We start from the raw sequence: 20,539 nt of genomic DNA, 5'->3' as shown, positions 1-20,539 counted from the left end.
GTACCTTTGCAATAAATTAAAAGAGGTAGCCTAACTAAATAGTGTTTATCTCAATAAACAGTATTTATGTCATTTCAATCTTTAGGCTTATCCGAAGCCTTGCTAAAAGCCATTAGCAAAAAAGGATACACTACACCAAGTCCAATTCAAGCAAAAGCCATTCCGCCAGTATTACAAGGTCATGATGTGTTAGCTTCTGCGCAAACTGGAACTGGTAAAACAGCAGGTTTTACATTACCATTACTACATATATTATCAGAAAACCCAAAAGAAAAGTATAGACCTATTCGTGCATTAATTTTAACACCAACACGTGAGTTGGCTGCACAAGTTTATGCAAACGTAAAAGAGTATAGCGAGTTTTTAAACTTGCGTAGTGCTGTTATTTTTGGAGGTGTTAATCAAAAACCACAAGCAGCAACAATACGTCAAGGTATTGATGTTTTAGTGGCAACTCCTGGACGTTTAATAGATTTAGAATCTCAAGGATTACTATCATTAAAACGTGTAGAGATTTTTGTTTTAGACGAAGCAGATCGTATGTTGGATATGGGCTTTTTACGCGATATAGAACGTGTCATGAAGCTAATGCCAGACAAGCGTCAAAACTTGATGTTTTCGGCAACGTTTTCAAAAGATATTAGAAAACTAGCAAACGGTATTTTAAATCGTCCAGTACAAGTAGAAGCAACTCCAGAAAACACAACAGTTGAGGCGATAACACAAAAAGTGTTTCGTGTTGCAAAAGCTAAAAAAACCGAATTAATTATTAAGTTAATTACTGACGGAAACTGGAAACAAGTATTGGTTTTTAATCGTACTAAACATGGTGCAAATAAGCTAGTAGAAAAAATGATTAAAGCTGGTATTAAAGCAGCTGCAATCCATGGAAATAAAAGTCAAGGTGCACGTACCAGAGCTTTAGCAGGTTTTAAAAGCGGAAGTATTAGTGTTTTAGTTGCAACAGATATTGCAGCTAGAGGATTAGACATACCATTATTACCTCATGTTATTAACTTTGAAATTCCTAATATTTCTGAAGATTATGTGCACAGAATTGGTCGTACAGGTCGTGCAGGAGCAAATGGAGAAGCAATATCTTTAGTAAGTGCTGACGAGACTACTTTTTTACGTGATATTCAAAAATTAATAGGTATGAAATTACCTATTGAAATCATGGAAGGTTTTGAGCCTGATCCAAACGCCTCTACTGCACCAATTAAACCTGGTCAAAATAGAAGACAGCAACCTAGAAAACAAAAAGCTAAAGGTGGAGGAAATAATTCTGGAAGAAATAACAATTCATCAAATTCTGGTGGTGGACGAAACAGAAGCCGAAACAAAAACAGAAGCGGTAACCAAAGTAATAATAGACGCTAGTTTAATACAATGACACCAGTTTTAAAAAATAAGATTATTGAAGTTTGTAATAAAAAAATAGCACAAAAAGGAGACGCTGTTGGTGTGTCTTTTTATGCTTTTTTTAAAAACAAAAATGATAACCCAGTGTTGTTAATGGAAGCTGCTACTTGGTGGATTAAAACCCATAAGTTAGACCATTTTGAAAAAGCAATTAAGATAAAAAACTTAATAGAAAACCTATAGTGGAAACCCAAAAAAACAACCCATTGCATGGTGTTAAATTAGAGCAAATTGTAACTGAGTTACAAGCGCATTATGGTTGGGAATATTTAGGTTATAATATTAAAATTAAATGTTTTACAGATAATCCATCAATAAAATCAAGTTTAAAATTTTTGCGTCGTATGCCTTGGGCTAGAACCAAAGTTGAGACTATGTATTTAGAGTATTTGAGGAAGAATGCTAAATGATTTTTGAAGTTTTCGTTTAATTTCTCTGATATGATGTCGTTTTAATGACTTATATCAGACGTTAAACGAAGTTAGTATAAAATTTTGACAAAGTCAAGTAGCTATTTTAATTGTCTTAAGCCTTCTAAACTATAATTCCTACAGCATTTTCCAGATTTAAATTTCTAATATGTTTGCTATAAAGTGGTTTTTTATAAAGTAAACATGAATTTGTTTCAATGATTTAGTAAATATTAAGTAGATTATTATTTATCAGATCGCATCAATATTGATGAATTTTCATTATTAAATTCTGTTGGTCTAATTGAGTTATATTCAATAGAAAGTTGAATAGAGTTTTTGTCAATAAATTTAGCGATACCATATAAATTTCGACTTTCTCCAGTTTCTAATAATGTTACCTTAAAATCAAGTTCTATTGGTGAAGTTTCATAGTTAATTGTGTAGGTCATCTTCCCTTTTTTTCCATTCATTACAAATTCTTTTCCACCAAGAATTTCCCCATTCATTTGGAATTCAGCATAACCATCATTTTCAAATATTACTATAAAACTATCGTTTTTATCTTCTCCAATCCACTTTCCTATTAGGTTGTACTTGTTTTGGGTTGGGCTAAAAGAGAATAGTGTTAATGTTAAAAGAACTAAAAGTGTTTTTTTCATAATTAAAAAGTTTTGTTTTACTATAACTGCCTTAAACCTTCATAAATAACTATGCTAACAGCATTGGCAAGGTTTAGACTTCTAATATGTTCGCTATAAAGCGGTATTTTATAAAGTGCGTCTGAATGTGTTTCAATAATGTTTTTATCTAATCCAACAGACTCTTTTCCAAATACTAGAAATTGGTTGTCTGTAAACGGAATATCCCAATGCAATTTTGTTCCATGACTAGAAAAGAAGGCAAAGTTTGCGTCTTTGTTTTTATTAAAAAAATCCTCATTAGACTCGTAAATAATAACGTCTAAATGTTTCCAGTAATCTAGTCCAGCACGTTTTAGTCGTTTATCGCTAAGCTCAAAACCAAAAGGTTTTACTAAGTGTAGTTTGCTTCCAGAAGCTAAAGCTAGTCGTCCAATATTACCTGTGTTATTAGGTATTTCGGGTTCTATTAAAACAATATTAAGCATCTTTTTTTGGCGCTAATTTTACAATAATTAATCTAATTAATAATACCCAAGGAAATCCATGCATGACAACATCAAACCAATCTTTTAGTTGCATACCATTGGCTCCTCCAGCAATCCATTTAATTTTTCCCCAAATATGTGGTTCTGGAAAAAAAGGTGCTAAACCTAAGGTCAAGCATAATAAAATTATAATTCTTAAGTCGTTAAAAGGTTTCAATGTAATTACGTGTTTAAAATATTATTTACAAAGCTATCAATTTTGTTTACACCATTTTTAGATAAGTGCTTAATAAATGCACTTCCAATAATTGCACCTTTTGCATAAGTTGTGGCTTGTGTAAACGTTTTATTGTCTGATATACCAAAACCTACAATTTGTGGATTTTTTAAATTTAGGTCTGCAATACGTTTAAAATAGTTAGTCTGCTCTTCTCCAAAACCAGAATTGCTACCTGTTACACTTGCACTACTAACCATATAAATAAATCCGTTTGATATAGAATCTATAAAGCTAATACGCTCTATGCTTGTTTGAGGTGTAATTAAAAACACATTTATTAGTCCGTATTTTTCAAAAATGGCTTTGTATTGGTCGTTATAAACATCTACTGGTAAATCCGGAATGATTAATCCATCAATACCAATCTCTTGACATTTTTTACAAAAAGCCTCAATACCATATTGAAACATTGGGTTAAAATATCCCATTATTATTAATGGTATAGATACTGTTTGTCTGATATCCTTTAATTGGTTAAACAACACGTCTGTTGTCATTCCGTTTTTTAATGCTTTTGTTGAGCTTGCTTGTATGGTTGGTCCATCTGCTAAGGGATCGCTAAATGGTAAGCCAATCTCTATCATGTCAACTCCGTTTTTTTCAAGGTTTTGGATGATTACTTTAGTATCCTCTAATCGAGGATAGCCTGCTGAGAAGTATATGCTTAATAGCTTTTTGTTGTCTTTTATTTTTTGGTTTATTCTGTTCATTTAAAATGAATTTATTTTATTTGTTTTTTCTTTTGTTCATTTTGCCTTGATGCAAAACGAACCAAAAAATCATATTGAAATGAGGGAATTGCTAAAGCATCATTCACTTTCGGAATTACGTGCTTAAAGCTTTGCTTTGCATCTTCATTCCTTCGTTCATTATTTCTGCATTTCAATTTTCAATTCTGCGAATTGATTTGGGATTTTCTTTTTTGCTATATTTTGTTTTAATCCCTTTAAATTTCTGTTTTTATCACTTATCACTTATCACTTATCACTATTGCGTTAAGGATTGAAAGGTTTGTCTGAGCTCCTCGCAGAGAGCGAGCCTTGAAAGCCTGACCCTTGTGGTAACGCCCAAATTTTAGAGCAAAAAATAATCTATATAATTCTGTAAATCCTTATCGCCTCGACCTGATAAATTAATCACTACCACATCGTTTGTTTTAAATTGCTTTTGATTAAAAACTGCAAATGCATGAGAACTTTCTATTGCTGGAATGATACCTTCTAATTGGCTTAGTTCTAATCCTGCAGTCATTGCTTGATTATCTGTAATAGCAATAAATTCTGCGCGTCCAGATTTATATAAATGCGCATGCATTGGTCCAACGCCTGGATAGTCTAGTCCAGCTGATATGGAATAAGGTTCTGTAATTTGACCATCGTCTGTTTGCATTAATAGGGTTTTACTACCATGAATTATGCCTTCTTTTCCTAATGCAGATGTTGCTGCGCTTTCTCCAGAATGTATCCCTTTTCCAGCTGCTTCTACTGCTATTAGTTTTACATCTGTATCATCTAAATAATGATAAAAAGCACCTGCAGCATTACTACCACCTCCAACACAAGCAATGACATAATCTGGTTTTTCTGTACCTTCTTTATCTTGTAATTGCCACTTAATCTCTTCGCTAATTATAGATTGAAAACGTGCAACCATATCTGGATATGGATGTGGTCCTACAACGCTTCCGATAATATAATGTGTGTCTACAGGGTTGTTAATCCAATCTCTAATGGCTTCATTTGTAGCATCTTTTAGTGTGCGACTACCTGATAAAGCTGGTACTACTGTTGCACCTAACATTTTCATTCTGGCTACGTTTGGAGCTTGACGTGCTATGTCAATTTCTCCCATATAAACAATGCATTTTAGTCCCATTAAAGCACAAACGGTTGCTGTTGCAACACCATGTTGTCCTGCTCCAGTTTCGGCAATTATACGTGTTTTTCCTAAACGTTTTGCCATTAAAATCTGTCCAATTGTATTATTGACTTTATGTGCTCCTGTATGATTTAAATCTTCGCGTTTTAAGTAAATTTTTGTGTTGTATTTTTTGCTTAATCTTTTAGCAAAATAGAGTGGAGAAGGACGTCCAACATAGTCTTTTAATAATTGGTCAAACTCTTTTTTAAAAGAGGGTTCTGCCATTATTTTAAGGTAGTTTTGTTTTAGTTCTTCTACGTTTGGATATAGCATTTCTGGGATGTAAGCACCTCCAAATTCTCCGTAATATCCTTTGTTGTCAATATTAAAACTCATAATTGTTAGCTATCAATTTTTGTTTAAAATCGTTAAGTTTAGTGGTGTCTTTTAATCCTGCTGCTGTTTCGAATTTACTGTTAACATCAAATCCAAAGCATAAGTAAGATTCTGGTCTTTTTAAAAATAATAGGATGGCATCCATCTCTTTTAAGCCAATTCCACCACTTAAAAAATAAGGTTTGGACGATGGGTAGTTTTTTAAAACATTCCAATTAAAAACATAACCATTTCCTCCTGGTTCTTTTCCTTTTGTGTCAAATAAATAGTGATCACAAACGTCTTCATAAGGTTCAAGTACTTTAAAATTGAATTGGTTTTTTATTGAAAACACTTTAATTACAGTAATATTAAGATCTTTTAATTGTTGACATAATTCTGGAGATTCTTGACCATGTAATTGTACACCTTGCAAGTCATGTTTTTCGACCTTACCTCTTATATAATCAAAAGTTGAATTAACAAAAACACCTATTTTTTTGATGCCTTCTGGTAATTCTGGAATGATGCCATTAAAATAGCGTGATGATTTTTCATAAAAAATAAACCCCATATAATTTGGACTAAGATCGGCAACATCTAAGATGTTGTTTTCATTTTTCATTCCGCAGATTTTTAATTTCATTTTAAATTTTTTTTATTTCCGCTAAAGCGAAAATTTATTAATGATTAAGTTTTGTGGATTCCTCATCATACTTTGACTACGCTCAGTGAGATAGTTTGGAATGACAAACCTATTTATTTGTTTAATGCTTCAATAAATTGTTTTGCACTTTGACCTGCATTATTTGTTTTCATAAAATTTTCGCCTATTAAAAATCCTTTGTATCCAAAAGGCTGTAACTCTTTTATAGCTTCAGTGCTACTTATACCACTTTCAGATATTTTTACAAAATCGTTTGGTATTAATGTACTCAATTGTTTGCTGGTCTCTAAGCTAACTTCAAATGTTTTTAAATTTCTGTTATTAACACCTAACATATCTAGGCTTGGCATCATAGATTTGTTTAATTCGGCTTCATTATGTACTTCTAAAAGTACATCCAAATTTAAGCTTTTTGCAAGTTCTGAAAATTGTTTGATTTCTGCTTTAGTTAATATAGCAGCAATTAATAAAATTACATCTGCTCCATAGGCTTTTGCTTCAATTATTTGATAGGGATCAATGATAAACTCTTTACGTAATAATGGTAGGTTACAACATGCTCTTGCTGTTAATAAATCGTCTAAACTACCTCCAAAATATTTTCCGTCTGTTAATACAGACATTCCGCAAACTCCTGCATCTTGATATCCTTTTGCTACATCAAAGACATTTAAATTGTGGTTTATTACTTGTTTTGATGGAGAACGACGTTTGTGTTCTGCAATAATACCTGTAGTGCTATTTTTTAGTTTTTTTGCTAATGAAATTGTTTCACGTTCAAACAAGATTGATTGCTCTAATTGCTTGATTGGTATTAGTTGTTTACGAAGGTTTACTTCTATGCGTTTGTCGTTTACTATTTTAGTTAAAATATCCATTACTTACTAATTTCTATTAATCGTTCTAGACAAGCTTTAGCTTTTCCGCTTTCTAAACTTTCTTTAGCTAATTCAAACCCTTCCAAATGTGATATTTGATTTACTGTTGCAATTGCTAATCCTGCATTTGCGCAAACCACATTATTTTGTGCTTCAGTTCCATTACCTTTTATTATATCTTTAAAAATAGCAGCTGCTGTTTTAACTGTGTTTCCACCAAAAATTTCAGATTGTTCTATTTTTTTAAGACCTAAATCTGATGGGTTTAACATGGTTTCGGTCTGATTAGAAACTATTTTAGTGTTTCCGGTTAATGAAATTTCATCATAACCATCCAATGCATGAACAATACTATAGTTTTTATCTGTGTTTTGGTATAAGTAGCTGTATAAACGTTGTAACTCTAAATTAAAAACACCTACCATTTGATTTTTTGGAAACGATGGATTTACCATTGGTCCTAACATATTAAAAAAGGTTTTAACACCTAGTTCTTTACGGATTGGAGCGACATTTTTCATAGCTGGATGAAATAAAGGTGCATGTAAAACACAAATGCCAGCTTTGTCTATTGAATATTTTAAAAAGTCTGATTTGTTAGAAAAATGAATCCCTAAAGCTTCCATGACGTTTGATGATCCAGATGCAGATGATACACCATAATTACCATGTTTTGCAACTTTTACTCCAGCTCCAGCTGTTACAAAAGAAGCTAAAGTTGAAATGTTAAACGTGTCTTTTCCATCTCCTCCTGTTCCACATAAATCTATTGCATTAAAGTCTGATAAATCTATAGGAATACATAGCTCTAGTAATGCGTCTCTAAACCCTTGAAGCTCTTCTAATGTTATACTTCGCATCATATAAACGGTTAAAAAAGCTGCTATTTGCGATTGGTTATATTGTCCTGCAGAAATATTTACTAATACGTTTTTAGCTTCTTTACTAGAGATGCTTTCTTGGTTTATTAATCTGTTTAGTATTTGTTTCATGTCTATTTTCCACGAAAGTGGAAATATTTTTAATTTAACGTCTATTTGTTTTAACTCCTTTCAATTATACTGACTATTGATTTACCCAGTTTTCTAATATTTTTTTCCCATTAGGTGTTAACACGCTTTCTGGATGATATTGTACACCTCTAACATCATAAAATTTATGTCTTAAAGACATAACTTGTCCATTTTGATCAAAAGAAGTTGCTTCTAAAACTTCAGGTAAATTTGGATTTACTACCCAAGAATGATATCTACCAACATCAAAAGTTTTGTCTAGATCTTTAAATAAAATCTCATCATCTACACAGGTTGTTACCTTGGTTGCAACACCATGATAAACATCCTTTAGGTTTATTAAAGAGCCTCCAAAAACTTCTCCAATTGCTTGTTGACCTAAACACACACCTAAAATGCTTTTTGTTGGTGCATATTGCTTTATTATTGATTTTAGTAAACCTGCTTCATCTGGTACTCCTGGTCCTGGTGATAATACTATTTTGTCAAAAGCATCTACTTCTTCTAAAGTAAGTTTGTCGTTTCGTTTTACTGTTACATCGCAATCTAAATCTTCTAGATAATGGACTAGGTTGTAGGTAAAACTGTCGTAATTGTCTATAACTAATACTTTCATGTTAAATTTCCTTTGCTAACTCAATAGCTTTTGTTAGTGCTCCTAATTTATTATATACTTCTTGTAATTCGTTTTCTGGATTGGATTTAGATACTAATCCAGCTCCTGCTTGCCAATGTAGTTTATGGTTTTTACTCATAAATGTTCTAATCATTATTGCATGATTATAATTGCCATTAAAATCCATAAATCCAATTGCTCCTCCATAAAATGCACGACTTGTTTTTTCGTATTTTTCTATTAGCTGCATTGCTTTATGTTTTGGCGCACCACTTAGGGTTCCTGCCGGAAAAGTGTCTGCAACTACTTGCATAGTTGTGGTGTTATCATGTACTTTTCCTGTAACTTTACTTACTAAATGAATGACATGCGAGAAAAATTGTGCTTCTCTATAAGTCTCCACTTTTACGTCGCTTCCATGTCTGCTTAAGTCATTTCTTGCCAAGTCAACTAGCATTACATGTTCTGCGTTTTCTTTATCGTCTTGTGCTAATTGCTTTGCCAATTCTGTATCTTTTTCATCATTACCAGTACGTCTAAATGTACCAGCAATAGGATGGATTTCTGCACGACCTTTATTAACAACTAATTGTGCTTCTGGAGAGCTTCCAAAGATTTTAAAATTACCATAATCAAAATAGAAAAGGTAAGGAGAGGGGTTAATACTTCTTAAGGCACGATAGACATTAAACTCGTCTCCTTTAAATGATTGCGAGAATTTTTTAGACAATACTAATTGAAACACATCACCTCTTGCGCAATGCTGTTTTGCTAACTCTACATGTTCTTTATATTCTTGATCTGTTAGGTTAGATTCAATCTCAGAATTAGTATTAAAATCGTAAGAAGCAAAGTTTTTAGAACGGATAAGTTGCAATACTTCATCTATGTTATTTTCGGTTTCAAAACAATGAGCAAAAATATAGGCTTCATTTTTAAAATGGTTTATAGCAATAATGTTTTGATACACTGCATAGTAAATATCTGGAATATCTAAAGAGTTTGGCTTTTTTGAAATATCAATATCTTCAAAATGTTTAACAGCATCATAAGCAGTGTAGCCAAAAACTCCGTTATTAATAAATTTAAAATCTTCAGAGTTTACTTTAAAACGTTTAGTAAATTTATGGATCATTTCCTTAACATTTCTAACCTTATTTACCATCGTGCTTCCGTCAGGAAATGTTTGCGTAATAGCTTTGCTATCTACTTTTATAGATGCAATTGGGTTAAAGCATATGTAAGAAAAACTATTGTCGTTAGCATGATAGTCGCTACTTTCTAATAGAATACTATTTGGGAATTTATCTCTTATTTTAAGATAAATACTAACAGGAGTAATAGTGTCTGCTAGAATTTTCTTGTAATGTGTGTATAAACTGAATGTTTTCATGTTCTTGTTTAAAATGAAAAAAGGCTTGTCGTGAATGACAAGCCTTTTTTGAATATTTTTAATTTAAATATTACTATAGCGTTAGTTCACGAAGTTTTGTTTTCGAGAGTTCCACCACCAAGTATTATTTAAAATTGTGTTCATAGTTATTATAAAGTTCAAATATAGAAATCAAATTTTAGTTTTCAAATGTTTTATGAGTTTAATTATTTGTTAAAAGTAAAAAAAGCAACATGAATAGTATTAAATTTACTTTATGAAGCATGTTTTTTTAATAATATCAATAGTTTTCTGTTCTTTTGGGAACAATAATGAGCAATCAAATTTTTCTGTTGAAAAAATAAAGACAATAAAAACTGATACTTTAAAAGTTGTTGATTTTGAAGGGTTAGAAGCTTATTTAGCTGCTAAAGATAAAAGTGAAACTTATGTGATAAATTTCTGGGCAACTTGGTGTGCACCATGTGTAAAGGAATTACCTTATTTTGAAAAGTTAAATGCAAATTATTTAGATAAAAAAGTAGAAGTTATACTTGTAAGTTTAGATTTTCCGAAGCATATAGATACTAAGTTAAAGCCTTTTCTTAAAAAACAGAAACTAAAAAGCGAAGTCATTTTATTAGACGATGTGGATTCTAATACATGGATTCCAAAAGTAGATAAAGATTGGTCAGGAGCTATTCCTGCTACAATTATATATAATCAAGATAAAACCGTATTTTACGAACGTTCTTTTATTTATGAAGAACTTGAACACGAATTGCAACAATTTTTAAAATAATTATTATGAAAAAAACAATCAAATTTACACTAGCACTAGTCATGTTAATTACAGTTAGTGCTTTTACAAACAAAACAGAGTTAGCTCCTCCAGGATATAAAGTAGGTGATATTGCAACAGATTTCTCATTAGAAAACATAGACGGAAAAATGGTGTCTTTGTCAGATTTTGATGAGGCTAAAGGGTTTATAGTTGTGTTTACATGTAATACTTGTCCTTATGCAGTAGCCTATGAGGACAGAGTAGAAGCTTTAAATGGAAAATATGCAGATAAAGGGTATCCAGTAATTGCTATTATGCCAAATAATACTAAGGTAAAACCTGGAGATAATATGGAAGCGATGAAAGTTAGAGCAAAAGAAAAAGACTTTACATTTCCTTATTTAATGGATGAAGGTCAAAAAATATATCCGCAATATGGAGCTACAAAAACACCACATATCTATATTTTAGAAAAAACAAAAGAAGGAAATATGGTAAAGTATATTGGAGCTATTGATGATAATTACCAAGACGCAGACGCAGTAAAAACTAAATATGTTGAAAATGCTGTAAATGCTTTATTAAGTGGAGAAGAGATAGAAGTTAAAGAAACTAAAGCAATAGGTTGCTCGATAAAAGTTTAGACAATAAACACATTAAAATTAAAATCCGAAATGTAACATTTTGGATTTTTTTTTGGTCTATATGCTACATAAATGTTAATTTTGAAAAATAAAATATATAGAAAAAATGGCTGATTTATTACAAGTCGATTGGGTAAAACAATTGGAAAATGACGAGAATGCATTAATACTTGATGTAAGAACAGAAGAAGAAGTTGCAGAAGGAAAAATTCCAAATGCATTACATATTGATATTTATAAAGGTCAAGGTTTTATTTATGAAGTAGAAGAGTTAGATAAATCTAAAAGTGTTTATGTGTATTGCAGATCTGGAGGTAGAAGTGCTCAAGCTTGTGCAATCATGAATCAATTAGGTTTTGAAAAAACATACAATCTTATGGGAGGATTTAGTGAGTGGACAGGAGAAGTAGAGTAAACTAACAATTATGAAAAAAGTATCTGTTTTAATATGTCTAAGCCTAGTTTTTTTTATTTTTAACTGTAAACAAAAAGATTCAGACCAAATTACAGAGGTAAACGTGCAAGAAATGCAAGATCTAATGCAATTAGATAATGTGCAATTTGTTGATATCAGAACTCCAAAAGAATTTAAAGCAGGTTATATTGCAGAAGCACAAAATATAAATTTTAATTCGCCAACCTTTACTACAGATATACTAAAGTTAGATAAAGATAAACCGGTTTTATTATATTGCCATTCTGGAGGAAGAAGTGCTGCATGTGCAGAAAAAATGAAAGACCTAGGTTTTAAAAAAGTATATGATTTTAAAGGAGGCTTTTCTAAATGGAAACATGAAGGCTTACCTTATAAAAAGTAATAATAAAAAAATCCCAATCTGAAAAGATTGGGATTTTTTTTGTGGAGTCGGAGAGAATCGAACTCTCGTCCAAACAAGTAATCAAAAGGCTTTCTACACGTTTATTCTTTTCTTATATTTTCGATTAAAAGCTGGTTAAAGACAACCCACTTATAACTTATCTTCTTTAGTTTCGGCAAAGCAACAAAGCACTACAAAGCCTATATTGACATTTTCGATGCCTTATATGGAACGCTGTCAATCAAAGCTTTCCAAAGACATAAAGCTTGCTCACCTAGTGAGCCGAGGCTTAATCTTACTATAATTCAGATTAGGCAGCTAAAGCGTAGTTATTCTCGCCGATTAAAATTTGGTCTAGCCTTTAACGTGTCTCAATGCCATTACACGACGTGCTTACAATCTAATTAATCTCGCTGTCAAAACCAGTCGACCCCAGATTTTAAAAAGTTTTTTAGCGTTACCCATTTTTGCTTTTAATGGCAAAAATCGGTCAGGCTTTTCGCTATATCTTTTGCTAAAAAAAGCAAAAGGATGTTGCTGCAATCCCTAACGCACTTACTAAAAAGGCGTCGCAATCCGCAAGCCATTTAAACAAGTAGGTTGCAAAATTAGTAAAAAACTTTGCTAAACCTTACAAATACCTTTAATTTAGTGCAAAAATTATTCCAAGACAGATTTTATGACATTCGCAATAATAAAAGAACGTAAAAACCCACCAGATAGGCGTGTGGTTTTTTCTCCAACAGATTTAAAGGAACTAAAAAACAAATTCCCAGAAGCAAAAGTTGTTGTAGAAGCATCAGATATACGCGTATTTCAAGATTCAGAATATCAAAAGTTGGGATTTTCTGTACAAGACAATGTTTCAGTAGCAGATGTCATGTTTGGAGTAAAAGAAGTGCCATTAGAGGCACTTATTCCTAATAAAAAATATTTTTTCTTTAGTCATACCATAAAAAAACAACCATATAATCGTAAGTTGTTAAAAGCTGTTTTAGATAAAAAAATAGAGCTTTACGATCACGAAACTATTGTAAAAGAGAATGGAGCAAGATTAATAGGTTTTGGACGTTACGCTGGATTGGTTGGTGCTTATAATGGGTTTAGAGCATTAGGTTTACGTGATGGATTATTTAATTTACCAAAAGTAGAAAGCCTAAAAGACTTAGATGCAGTAAAAGCAGAGTTAGACAAAATAAAATTACCAAACATCAAAATTTTACTAACAGGAACCGGAAAAGTAGCCTATGGTGCAAAAGAGATTTTGGATCATTTAAAAATAAAAGAAGTTAGTGATGCGTTATACTTAACATCAGAGTTTACTGAGCCAGTTTACGTCATGGCTGATGTCATGGAATATGCAAAACGTAGTGATGGTAAAGTAGGTGATAAGTATGCGTTTTATAAAGATCCAGCAGGTTATGAAAGTAACTTTATGCCTTATGCAAAACAAACAGACTTTTTTATAGCTGGACATTTTTATGGAGATGGTGCACCTTATTTATTTACCAGAGAGGATGCAAAACATCCTGATTTTAAAATTAATTTAATTGCAGATGTGTCTTGCGATATTGATGGACCTGTAGCAAGTACAATAAGACCTTCTACTATTGCAGAGCCTTTTTATGGTTATGACCCAAAAACAGAAAAAGAAGTTGCTTTTAATGCTAAAAATGCTATAACAATGATGGCTGTAGATAACCTACCTTGTGAGTTGCCTAAAGATGCTAGCGAAGGTTTTGGAGATATGTTTTTAAAACATGTTATTCCTGCATTTTTTAATAACGATGCAGATGGTGTTTTAAAACGTGCCAAAATGACGACAAATGATGGTAAGCTTACAGATCGTTTTGCTTACTTGCAAGATTATGTAGATGGTAAAGAATAAAAATCAAAAAAGATAAAAATAGATATGTCCCAAACAGCAGTAGTAACAGGAGCAGCTTCCGGATTAGGATATGAGTTGTCTCTTTTGCTAGCAAAAGACAATTACAATTTAGTACTTGTAGATATAGATCAAGGAAAGCTTTTGGAGGTACAATCGTTTTTAAAAGAAAGTTATAATAGTACAGTAGATATTGTTGTAATAGACTTAAGTAAAGTAAATATAGCTCAAACAGTTTTTGATAAAATAAAGCATCTAAAAATTGATGTGTTAGTTAATAGTGCAGGTTTTGGGATTTTTGGACCTTTTGCTAATACCAGTTGGGAAAAAGAATCTGCAATGCTAAACTTACACATAATTACAATTACGCATTTAACCAAGCTGGTTTTACAAGGCATGATTAGTCAGGATAGTGGTAAAATATTAAATGTTTCCTCATTAGCAGCTTTCCAACCTGGCCCAATGATGGCTTTATATTATGCATCAAAATCCTATCTTTTGTCTTTTTCAGAAGCTATTGCAAACGAGTTAAAAGATACAGGAGTTACAGTTACCGTTTTATGTCCAGGACCTACAAAAACATCGTTTCAAGAAGTGGTGTCTAATGCAGCAGAGTCAGACAATAAAATCAGTTTTAATATGGCTTGCCCTAAAGCGGTTGCAGTTTATGGTTATAAGGCTATGTTAAAAGGTAAAGTTGTTGCAATTCCAGGAGTTTTAAATAAATTTTTGTCTTGTTTACCTCGTTTTTTAACTAGAAACAGAACAACTTCAATAGTAAGAACTATTCAGGATAAAAATAGATCAGATTCAGACCAAGTAGAGGTTGTTAAAAAGACAACTTAAAGTAGGAATTTTTGAATTTTACTTGTTTTAAAGTTGTTAGGCTTAACAAATTCTAATTCAAATCAAGCAAATTCTATTTTATAGATACAATACTTTACAATTATTGTAAATTGTAAGAAAATTACATTTTGAGACGCAACCAAATAGTAAATGTCTCATCTTTTAAATATAACATTAACCAATTAATCAATTATGAAATTACTAAAATCAGTACTAGTCTTATTGCTTTTTATGTCATTTAACTCTTGCGAGAAAGACAATAATAAACCTTTAAACCAGGTGCAAATAGACGGAAATACTTCAAATCCTTTTTTAGAAAACTTTGGTGCATCAACAACTGCACGTTTTATTGGAACTGTAGTTAATGAGGAAGATAATCCTGTTTCTGGAGTAACAGTAACAGTAGGGAATAGTATGGCTGTAACAGATACTAACGGAGTTTTTTCTATAGAAAGCGCTACAGTTTATGAAGAGTTTGCCTATGTAAAAGCTAGTAAAACTGGTTTTATTGATGGCTCAAGAGCTTTAGTACCAACAGATGGTGTTAATCAAGTAAAAATAATGTTGTTAGAATTAGAGGTGTTAACTACTATTTCTTCAGGTCAAGCTATAAGTGTTGGTTTGCCTAACGGAACAGCAATAGATTTTGCAGGAGAATACCAATTTGAAAATGGAAATGCGTATAGTGGTAATGTAGATGTTGTTTTAAAACACATTAATCCAGATGATGAAGATATGGAACTACAAATGCCAGGAATGTTATTAGCAGAAAACTTAGATGGTGATTTACGTGTCTTAGAAACCTATGGTATGATTGCAGTAGAGTTGATAGGAGAAAACGGAGAAGAATTAAATATTGCTGAAGGTACAGTTGCAGAAATCTCTATTCCTGTACCAACAAGTGCGACTAATCCACCAGCAACAATACCATTATGGCATTTTGATGAAGTTAATGGGTATTGGGTAGAAGAAGGAGAAGCTACTTTAATAGGAAACATGTATGTTGGAGAGGTAACACATTTTAGTTTTTGGAATTGGGATTATCCTTATCCATCAGTTTATATTTGTATAACATTGCAGGACCAAAGCGGAAACATACTACCTTATACTCCTTTAAATTTATATTCTCCTGCTTTAAATTCTACAGGGACTTATGGATATACAAATTATGATGGTATAGAATGTGGTTTAGTACCACAAGATGATGCACTTACTTTAGTAGTGCCAAATTATGGATGTGTAGGAAATGATTTTACAACTACAATTGGTCCATTTTCTGCAGACGGAAACATTACAGTAACAGTAACAGATGCTAATGCATTAAATACAAGTTTAACAGCAACACTTAATGATTGTACTGGTAACCCTATTACTAATGGTTATGCTAATGTGTTTTATAATAATCAATCACATATAATATCTATAACAAATGGTATGATGTCTGAAAACATAGCGTATTGTAGTACAGATACTACCTATTCTATACAGATTTTTGATTTAGGAAATAGTCAAACAACAGATGCGATTACAGGAAACTTTACTACGCCAACTACAGATTTAGGAACGCAAATGTCTTGTGTAGATTTAGCTGATAGTGATGGAGATGGTGTTTTGGATATGTATGAAGACCTAAATGGAAATAATAACTTAGACGATGATGATACTGACCAAGATGGTACACCAGATTATTTAGATACAGACGATGATAATGATGGTGTTGATACTATTGACGAAGATTATGATAACGATGGTAACCCAATGAACGAGGATAGTGATGGAGACCAAATTCCTGATTATTTAGATGTTTTAGATGTCCAAGTGTATGGTAGTGAAGTGTCTGGTACTGGTTGCGCACCAACAATAGAATATGATTTGGACGTTGTAATTACAACAGCATATCCAGGGTTAATTAATAATACGTATGCTTTTTATCTAACAGAAGCAGATGCGTTAGCAGATGTAAACCCATTGTCTAACCCATTTACAGATGATGGAACTACGCAGATGATTTTTGTTAGAGCAACTAATACTGTGACTAATCAATATGATGTTGCTGAAGTATATCTTTTTGAAGCTTATTTAGACTCTGATAATGATGGTTTAACAGATTGTGAGGAAATTACGGGAATAAATGGTAATTCTAATTGTGATCCTAACGGAAACATTACAGACCCAAATAATGCAGATAGTGATGGTGATGGTTTTGATGATTGCTATGAAGCAAATGCAGGAACAGACCCTAATGATGCGAATAGTTTTCCAATAACTGTAGATACTGATGGAGATGGAGTTACTGACTATGATGAAGTAAATCCATCAAATGGAAATCCTACAGATCCAAATCATCCTTGTGATTATAACCCAGCAGACATTACATTAGTTCCTACTGCTGAAGTAGATTGTGATGGAGATGGAGTTTCAAATGTAGATGAGTTAAATAATAATACAGAACCTTTTGATCCTTGTGATTATGATCCAGGTTTAATAACATACCCACAAACTGGATATTGGATAATAGCAGATTGTGATTTGGATGGTTTGGCAAACCAAGAGGAAGTAAATGCTGAAGTAAATGGTGTTGCTACAGGATATGCACCTACAGATCCTTTTAATCCAGATAGTGATGGAGATGGAGTAAATGATGGAAATGAAGTAAATAATAATACAGATCCAAACGATCCTTTAGATTTTTAAATTTCAAGAGTTTAAATATAAAAAAAGCTTCTATTTAGGAAGCTTTTTTTATTTATTAAACACTAAACTTATGATTTAAGTTTAGTGTTTAATAAATGTATCATTTTGTGACTAGTAAAAAAATAGTTTTATAACGCAACCATTTTATAAAACATGTATCTTTAAAGTATAATCAATTATTTTTTATATGAAACCACTAAAACTGCTTTTGGCATTAATTATATTATTTTCAATTAATGCTTGTGAGGATGACAATAATGTACCTCTAAACGAACAAACTTCTGAAGGAGAATCAGGAAATCCATTTTTAGAAAATTTTGGAGACTCAATAACCGCACGTTTTATTGGAACTGTGGTTAATGAAGAAAACAATCCCATTTCTGGAGTAACAGTGACTGTGGGAAATAGTATGGCAGTGACAGATCAAAACGGTGTTTTTTCTGTAGAAAGCGCTACGGTCTATGAGAAGTTTGCTTATGTAAAAGCTAGTAAAAGTGGTTTTATTGATGGCTCAAGAGCTTTAGTACCTACAGATGGTGTTAACCAAGTAAAAATAATGTTATTAGAGTTAGAAGTATTAACCACAGTATCTTCTGGTCAAACTATAAGTGTTGGTCTGCCTAATGGAACAGCAATAGATTTTGCAGGAGATTACCAATATGAAAATGGTAATGCTTATCAAGGTAATGTAGATGTGGTTTTAAAACATATTAATCCAGATGATGAAGATATGGAACTGCAAATGCCAGGAATGCTACTAGCAGAAAACCTAGATGGTGATTTACGTGTGTTAGAAACCTATGGTATGATTGCTGTAGAATTGATAGGAGAAAACGGAGAAGAATTAAATATTGCTGAAGGTACAGTTGCAGAAATCTCTATTCCTGTACCAACAAGTGCGACTAATCCACCAGCAACAATACCATTATGGCATTTTGATGAAGTTAATGGGTATTGGGTAGAAGAAGGAGAAGCTACTTTAATAGGAAACATGTATGTTGGAGAGGTAACACATTTTAGTTTTTGGAATTGTGATGCTCCATTTGAAACAGTAGATTTTTGTGTAACTATTGTTGATGAAAACAATGATGTAATACCAAACTTATTAGTGCTAATAACAACAGACATTGCTACATGGTCGCAAACAGCTTCTGGTTGGACTAATAGTAATGGAGAAGTTTGTGGTTTAATACCTAATAACGAAACATTAGTATTAACTGTACCAGATTTTGGATGTATAAACAATGATTATACAGAAAACATAGGACCTTTTACAACTGACCAAAACATCACAGTAACGGTTACAGATTCAAATCCATTAAATACAAATTTAACTGCAACTCTTAACGATTGTACAGGCAACCCTATTACTAATGGTTATGCTAATGTGTTTTATAATAATCAATCACATATAATAGCTATAACAAACGGAATGTTGTCTGAAAACATAGCATATTGTAGTGCAGATACATCTTATTCTATACAAATTTTTGATTTAGGAAATAGTCAAACAACAGATACGATTACAGGAAACTTTACTACGCCAACTACAGATTTAGGAACGCAAATGTCTTGTGTAGACTTAGCTGATAGTGATGGAGATGGTGTTTTGGATATGTTTGAAGATTTAAATGGTAATGACAACCTAGATGATGATGATACAGATGGAGATGGTACAGCAGATTATTTAGATGAAGACGATGATGGTGATGGTGTAAACACAGCAGACGAAGACTATGATAATGATGGTAACCCAATGAACGAAGATAGTGATGGAGATCAAATCCCAGATTATTTAGATGCTTTAGATGTTTCAGTTTTCGCTTCCGAAATTTTTGCAAACACTAATAGTTGTGATTCTAATGCTCTTGAATATGATTTAACACAATGGTATACAGATCCAGTAAACACATATGAGTATTTTGAAACAGCAACTGATACCATTGCTGATACCAACCCAATAACGAATCCAGCCCAATTCATTGCAACTAGTTCAATACAAGTGGCGTTTGTAAAAGGAAATAATACTATCTCAAATCAGTCAGACTATGAAGCGATTTATTTATTAGGTATTCAATATATAGATTCCGATAATGATGGTTTATCAGATTGTGAGGAAATGACTGGAGTAGATAATAATAGTCCTAATTATCCATGTAACCCAAATGGAAATATAACAGATCCTTTTAACGCAGACAGTGATAATGATGGTTATGATGATTGTTATGAAGCAAGTGCAGGAACAAACCCTAATGATGCTTTAAGTATTCCTATAGATTCAGATGGAGATGGTGTTATAGATTTTTATGAATCAAATCCTACAAATGGAAATATAACAGATCCTTTTGATCCATGCGATTATAATGTAGTAGATGTTACAGTGTCAAATACCTCAGGTAATGATTGTGATGGTGACGGAGTAAATGATGCAGATGAGATTGGATTGGGAACAGACCCTTTAGATCCATGTGATTATATTGTAGCTAATATTACAAATACGCAAACTTCAAATATAGATTGTGATGGAGATGGAGTATTAGATGCAATAGAGATCGTTCTACAAACTAATCCTTTAGATCCATGTGATTATAATGTGTTAGGTGTTACGGAACCAATAACTTCAGATGCAGATTGTGATAGTGATGGTTTGACAAACCAAGAGGAAGTAAATGCTGAAGTAAATGGTGTTGCTACAGGTTTTTCTGCAACGGATCCATTAAATCCTGATTCTGATGGAGATGGAGTAAATGATGGAAATGAAGTAAATAATAATACAGATCCAAACGATGCAACAGATTTTTAGATACTAGTATTAATTATAAAAAAAAGGAAAGCAATAGCTTTCC

Annotated in this window: 21 protein-coding genes and 1 other RNA gene; 11 read left to right on the top strand and 11 right to left on the bottom strand. The window is 32.2% G+C overall.

Annotation, left to right across the window (positions count from 1 at the left end):
• Positions 1 to 66: 66 nt before the first annotated feature.
• The 3 genes from SJY17_RS00455 to SJY17_RS00445 are packed head-to-tail and all read left to right on the top strand — an operon-like array spanning position 67 to position 1,832.
• Positions 67 to 1,380, top strand: coding sequence for a DEAD/DEAH box helicase (locus SJY17_RS00455; RefSeq protein WP_397363472.1), 1,314 nt, complete (start codon positions 67 to 69; stop codon positions 1,378 to 1,380).
• 9 nt (positions 1,381 to 1,389) lie between these two features.
• Positions 1,390 to 1,605 carry a DUF6500 family protein gene (locus SJY17_RS00450; RefSeq protein WP_397363471.1) on the top strand — a complete coding sequence of 72 codons (216 nt, stop codon included), beginning with the start codon at positions 1,390 to 1,392 and terminating at the stop codon, positions 1,603 to 1,605.
• Positions 1,605 to 1,832, top strand: coding sequence for a VF530 family DNA-binding protein (locus SJY17_RS00445; protein ID WP_397363470.1), 228 nt, complete (start codon positions 1,605 to 1,607; stop codon positions 1,830 to 1,832). The genes SJY17_RS00450 and SJY17_RS00445 overlap by 1 nt, the downstream gene beginning before the upstream one ends.
• Before the next feature lie 245 nt (positions 1,833 to 2,077).
• Here SJY17_RS00445 and SJY17_RS00440 read toward each other — a convergent pair whose 3' ends face one another.
• The 10 genes from SJY17_RS00440 to SJY17_RS00395 all read right to left on the bottom strand — a co-directional run bounded on the left by SJY17_RS00440 (position 2,078) and on the right by SJY17_RS00395 (position 10,043).
• Complete coding sequence (locus tag SJY17_RS00440) at positions 2,078 to 2,494, bottom strand: hypothetical protein (RefSeq protein WP_397363469.1); 417 nt, start codon at positions 2,492 to 2,494, stop codon at positions 2,078 to 2,080.
• A 20-nt stretch (positions 2,495 to 2,514) separates the two neighbouring features.
• Entirely contained in the window at positions 2,515 to 2,961 is a 447-nt protein-coding gene (locus SJY17_RS00435; RefSeq protein WP_397363468.1) for a tRNA (cytidine(34)-2'-O)-methyltransferase, read from the bottom strand.
• Positions 2,954 to 3,178, bottom strand: coding sequence for a hypothetical protein (locus tag SJY17_RS00430; protein ID WP_397363467.1), 225 nt, complete (start codon positions 3,176 to 3,178; stop codon positions 2,954 to 2,956). The genes SJY17_RS00435 and SJY17_RS00430 overlap by 8 nt, the downstream gene beginning before the upstream one ends.
• Before the next feature lie 5 nt (positions 3,179 to 3,183).
• Positions 3,184 to 3,951, bottom strand: a complete 768-nt coding sequence (trpA, locus tag SJY17_RS00425; protein WP_397363466.1) for a tryptophan synthase subunit alpha — start codon at positions 3,949 to 3,951, stop codon at positions 3,184 to 3,186.
• A 364-nt stretch (positions 3,952 to 4,315) separates the two neighbouring features.
• Positions 4,316 to 5,497, bottom strand: coding sequence for a tryptophan synthase subunit beta (trpB, locus tag SJY17_RS00420; protein WP_397363465.1), 1,182 nt, complete (start codon positions 5,495 to 5,497; stop codon positions 4,316 to 4,318).
• On the bottom strand, positions 5,487 to 6,122 hold the full coding sequence (locus tag SJY17_RS00415; RefSeq protein WP_397363464.1) for a phosphoribosylanthranilate isomerase: 636 nt from the start codon (positions 6,120 to 6,122) through the stop codon (positions 5,487 to 5,489). The genes trpB and SJY17_RS00415 overlap by 11 nt, the downstream gene beginning before the upstream one ends.
• Positions 6,123 to 6,235: 113 nt before the next feature.
• Entirely contained in the window at positions 6,236 to 7,021 is a 786-nt protein-coding gene (trpC, locus tag SJY17_RS00410) for an indole-3-glycerol phosphate synthase TrpC (RefSeq protein ID WP_397363463.1), read from the bottom strand.
• On the bottom strand, positions 7,021 to 8,013 hold the full coding sequence (gene trpD / locus SJY17_RS00405; RefSeq protein ID WP_397363462.1) for an anthranilate phosphoribosyltransferase: 993 nt from the start codon (positions 8,011 to 8,013) through the stop codon (positions 7,021 to 7,023). Before trpD ends, trpC begins: the two co-directional genes overlap by 1 nt.
• A 73-nt stretch (positions 8,014 to 8,086) precedes the next feature.
• The gene (locus SJY17_RS00400; RefSeq protein WP_397363461.1) at positions 8,087 to 8,650 is read right to left on the bottom strand and encodes an anthranilate synthase component II; all 564 of its coding nucleotides are present in this window, start codon (positions 8,648 to 8,650) and stop codon (positions 8,087 to 8,089) included.
• 1 nt (position 8,651) lies between these two features.
• Positions 8,652 to 10,043 carry an anthranilate synthase component I family protein gene (locus tag SJY17_RS00395; RefSeq protein ID WP_397363460.1) on the bottom strand — a complete coding sequence of 464 codons (1,392 nt, stop codon included), beginning with the start codon at positions 10,041 to 10,043 and terminating at the stop codon, positions 8,652 to 8,654.
• 256 nt (positions 10,044 to 10,299) lie between these two features.
• On the opposite strand from SJY17_RS00395, the gene SJY17_RS00390 reads away from it, so the two are divergent.
• From SJY17_RS00390 to SJY17_RS00375, 4 genes are all read left to right on the top strand, one after another.
• The gene (locus SJY17_RS00390) at positions 10,300 to 10,824 is read left to right on the top strand and encodes a redoxin domain-containing protein (protein ID WP_397363459.1); all 525 of its coding nucleotides are present in this window, start codon (positions 10,300 to 10,302) and stop codon (positions 10,822 to 10,824) included.
• Positions 10,825 to 10,829: 5 nt separating this feature from the next.
• Positions 10,830 to 11,450, top strand: a complete 621-nt coding sequence (locus SJY17_RS00385) for a thioredoxin family protein (protein ID WP_397363457.1) — start codon at positions 10,830 to 10,832, stop codon at positions 11,448 to 11,450.
• A gap of 106 nt (positions 11,451 to 11,556) precedes the next feature.
• Positions 11,557 to 11,865: a rhodanese-like domain-containing protein gene (locus SJY17_RS00380; RefSeq protein WP_397363456.1), complete on the top strand. Its 309-nt coding sequence runs from the start codon at positions 11,557 to 11,559 to the stop codon at positions 11,863 to 11,865.
• 10 nt (positions 11,866 to 11,875) lie between these two features.
• Positions 11,876 to 12,268, top strand: a complete 393-nt coding sequence (locus tag SJY17_RS00375) for a rhodanese-like domain-containing protein (protein WP_397363455.1) — start codon at positions 11,876 to 11,878, stop codon at positions 12,266 to 12,268.
• A 39-nt stretch (positions 12,269 to 12,307) separates the two neighbouring features.
• On the opposite strand, the gene ssrA is transcribed toward SJY17_RS00375, so the two are convergent.
• Positions 12,308 to 12,702: a transfer-messenger RNA gene (ssrA, locus tag SJY17_RS00370) on the bottom strand.
• A gap of 245 nt (positions 12,703 to 12,947) precedes the next feature.
• On the opposite strand from ssrA, the gene SJY17_RS00365 reads away from it, so the two are divergent.
• From SJY17_RS00365 to SJY17_RS00350, 4 genes are all read left to right on the top strand, one after another.
• Positions 12,948 to 14,156 carry an NAD(P)-dependent oxidoreductase gene (locus SJY17_RS00365; RefSeq protein ID WP_397363454.1) on the top strand — a complete coding sequence of 403 codons (1,209 nt, stop codon included), beginning with the start codon at positions 12,948 to 12,950 and terminating at the stop codon, positions 14,154 to 14,156.
• 24 nt (positions 14,157 to 14,180) lie between these two features.
• Complete coding sequence (locus SJY17_RS00360) at positions 14,181 to 14,999, top strand: SDR family NAD(P)-dependent oxidoreductase (RefSeq protein WP_397363453.1); 819 nt, start codon at positions 14,181 to 14,183, stop codon at positions 14,997 to 14,999.
• A 192-nt stretch (positions 15,000 to 15,191) separates the two neighbouring features.
• Positions 15,192 to 17,693 carry a hypothetical protein gene (locus SJY17_RS00355; protein WP_397363452.1) on the top strand — a complete coding sequence of 834 codons (2,502 nt, stop codon included), beginning with the start codon at positions 15,192 to 15,194 and terminating at the stop codon, positions 17,691 to 17,693.
• Positions 17,694 to 17,880: 187 nt separating this feature from the next.
• Positions 17,881 to 20,496, top strand: coding sequence for a hypothetical protein (locus SJY17_RS00350; protein ID WP_397363451.1), 2,616 nt, complete (start codon positions 17,881 to 17,883; stop codon positions 20,494 to 20,496).
• The last annotated feature ends 43 nt before the right edge of the window (positions 20,497 to 20,539 follow it).

Source organism: Olleya sp. R77988 (assembly GCF_044594215.1).
Taxonomy (GTDB): Bacteria; Bacteroidota; Bacteroidia; order Flavobacteriales; family Flavobacteriaceae; genus Olleya.
This window is presented reverse-complemented; position numbering and strand designations above follow the sequence as displayed.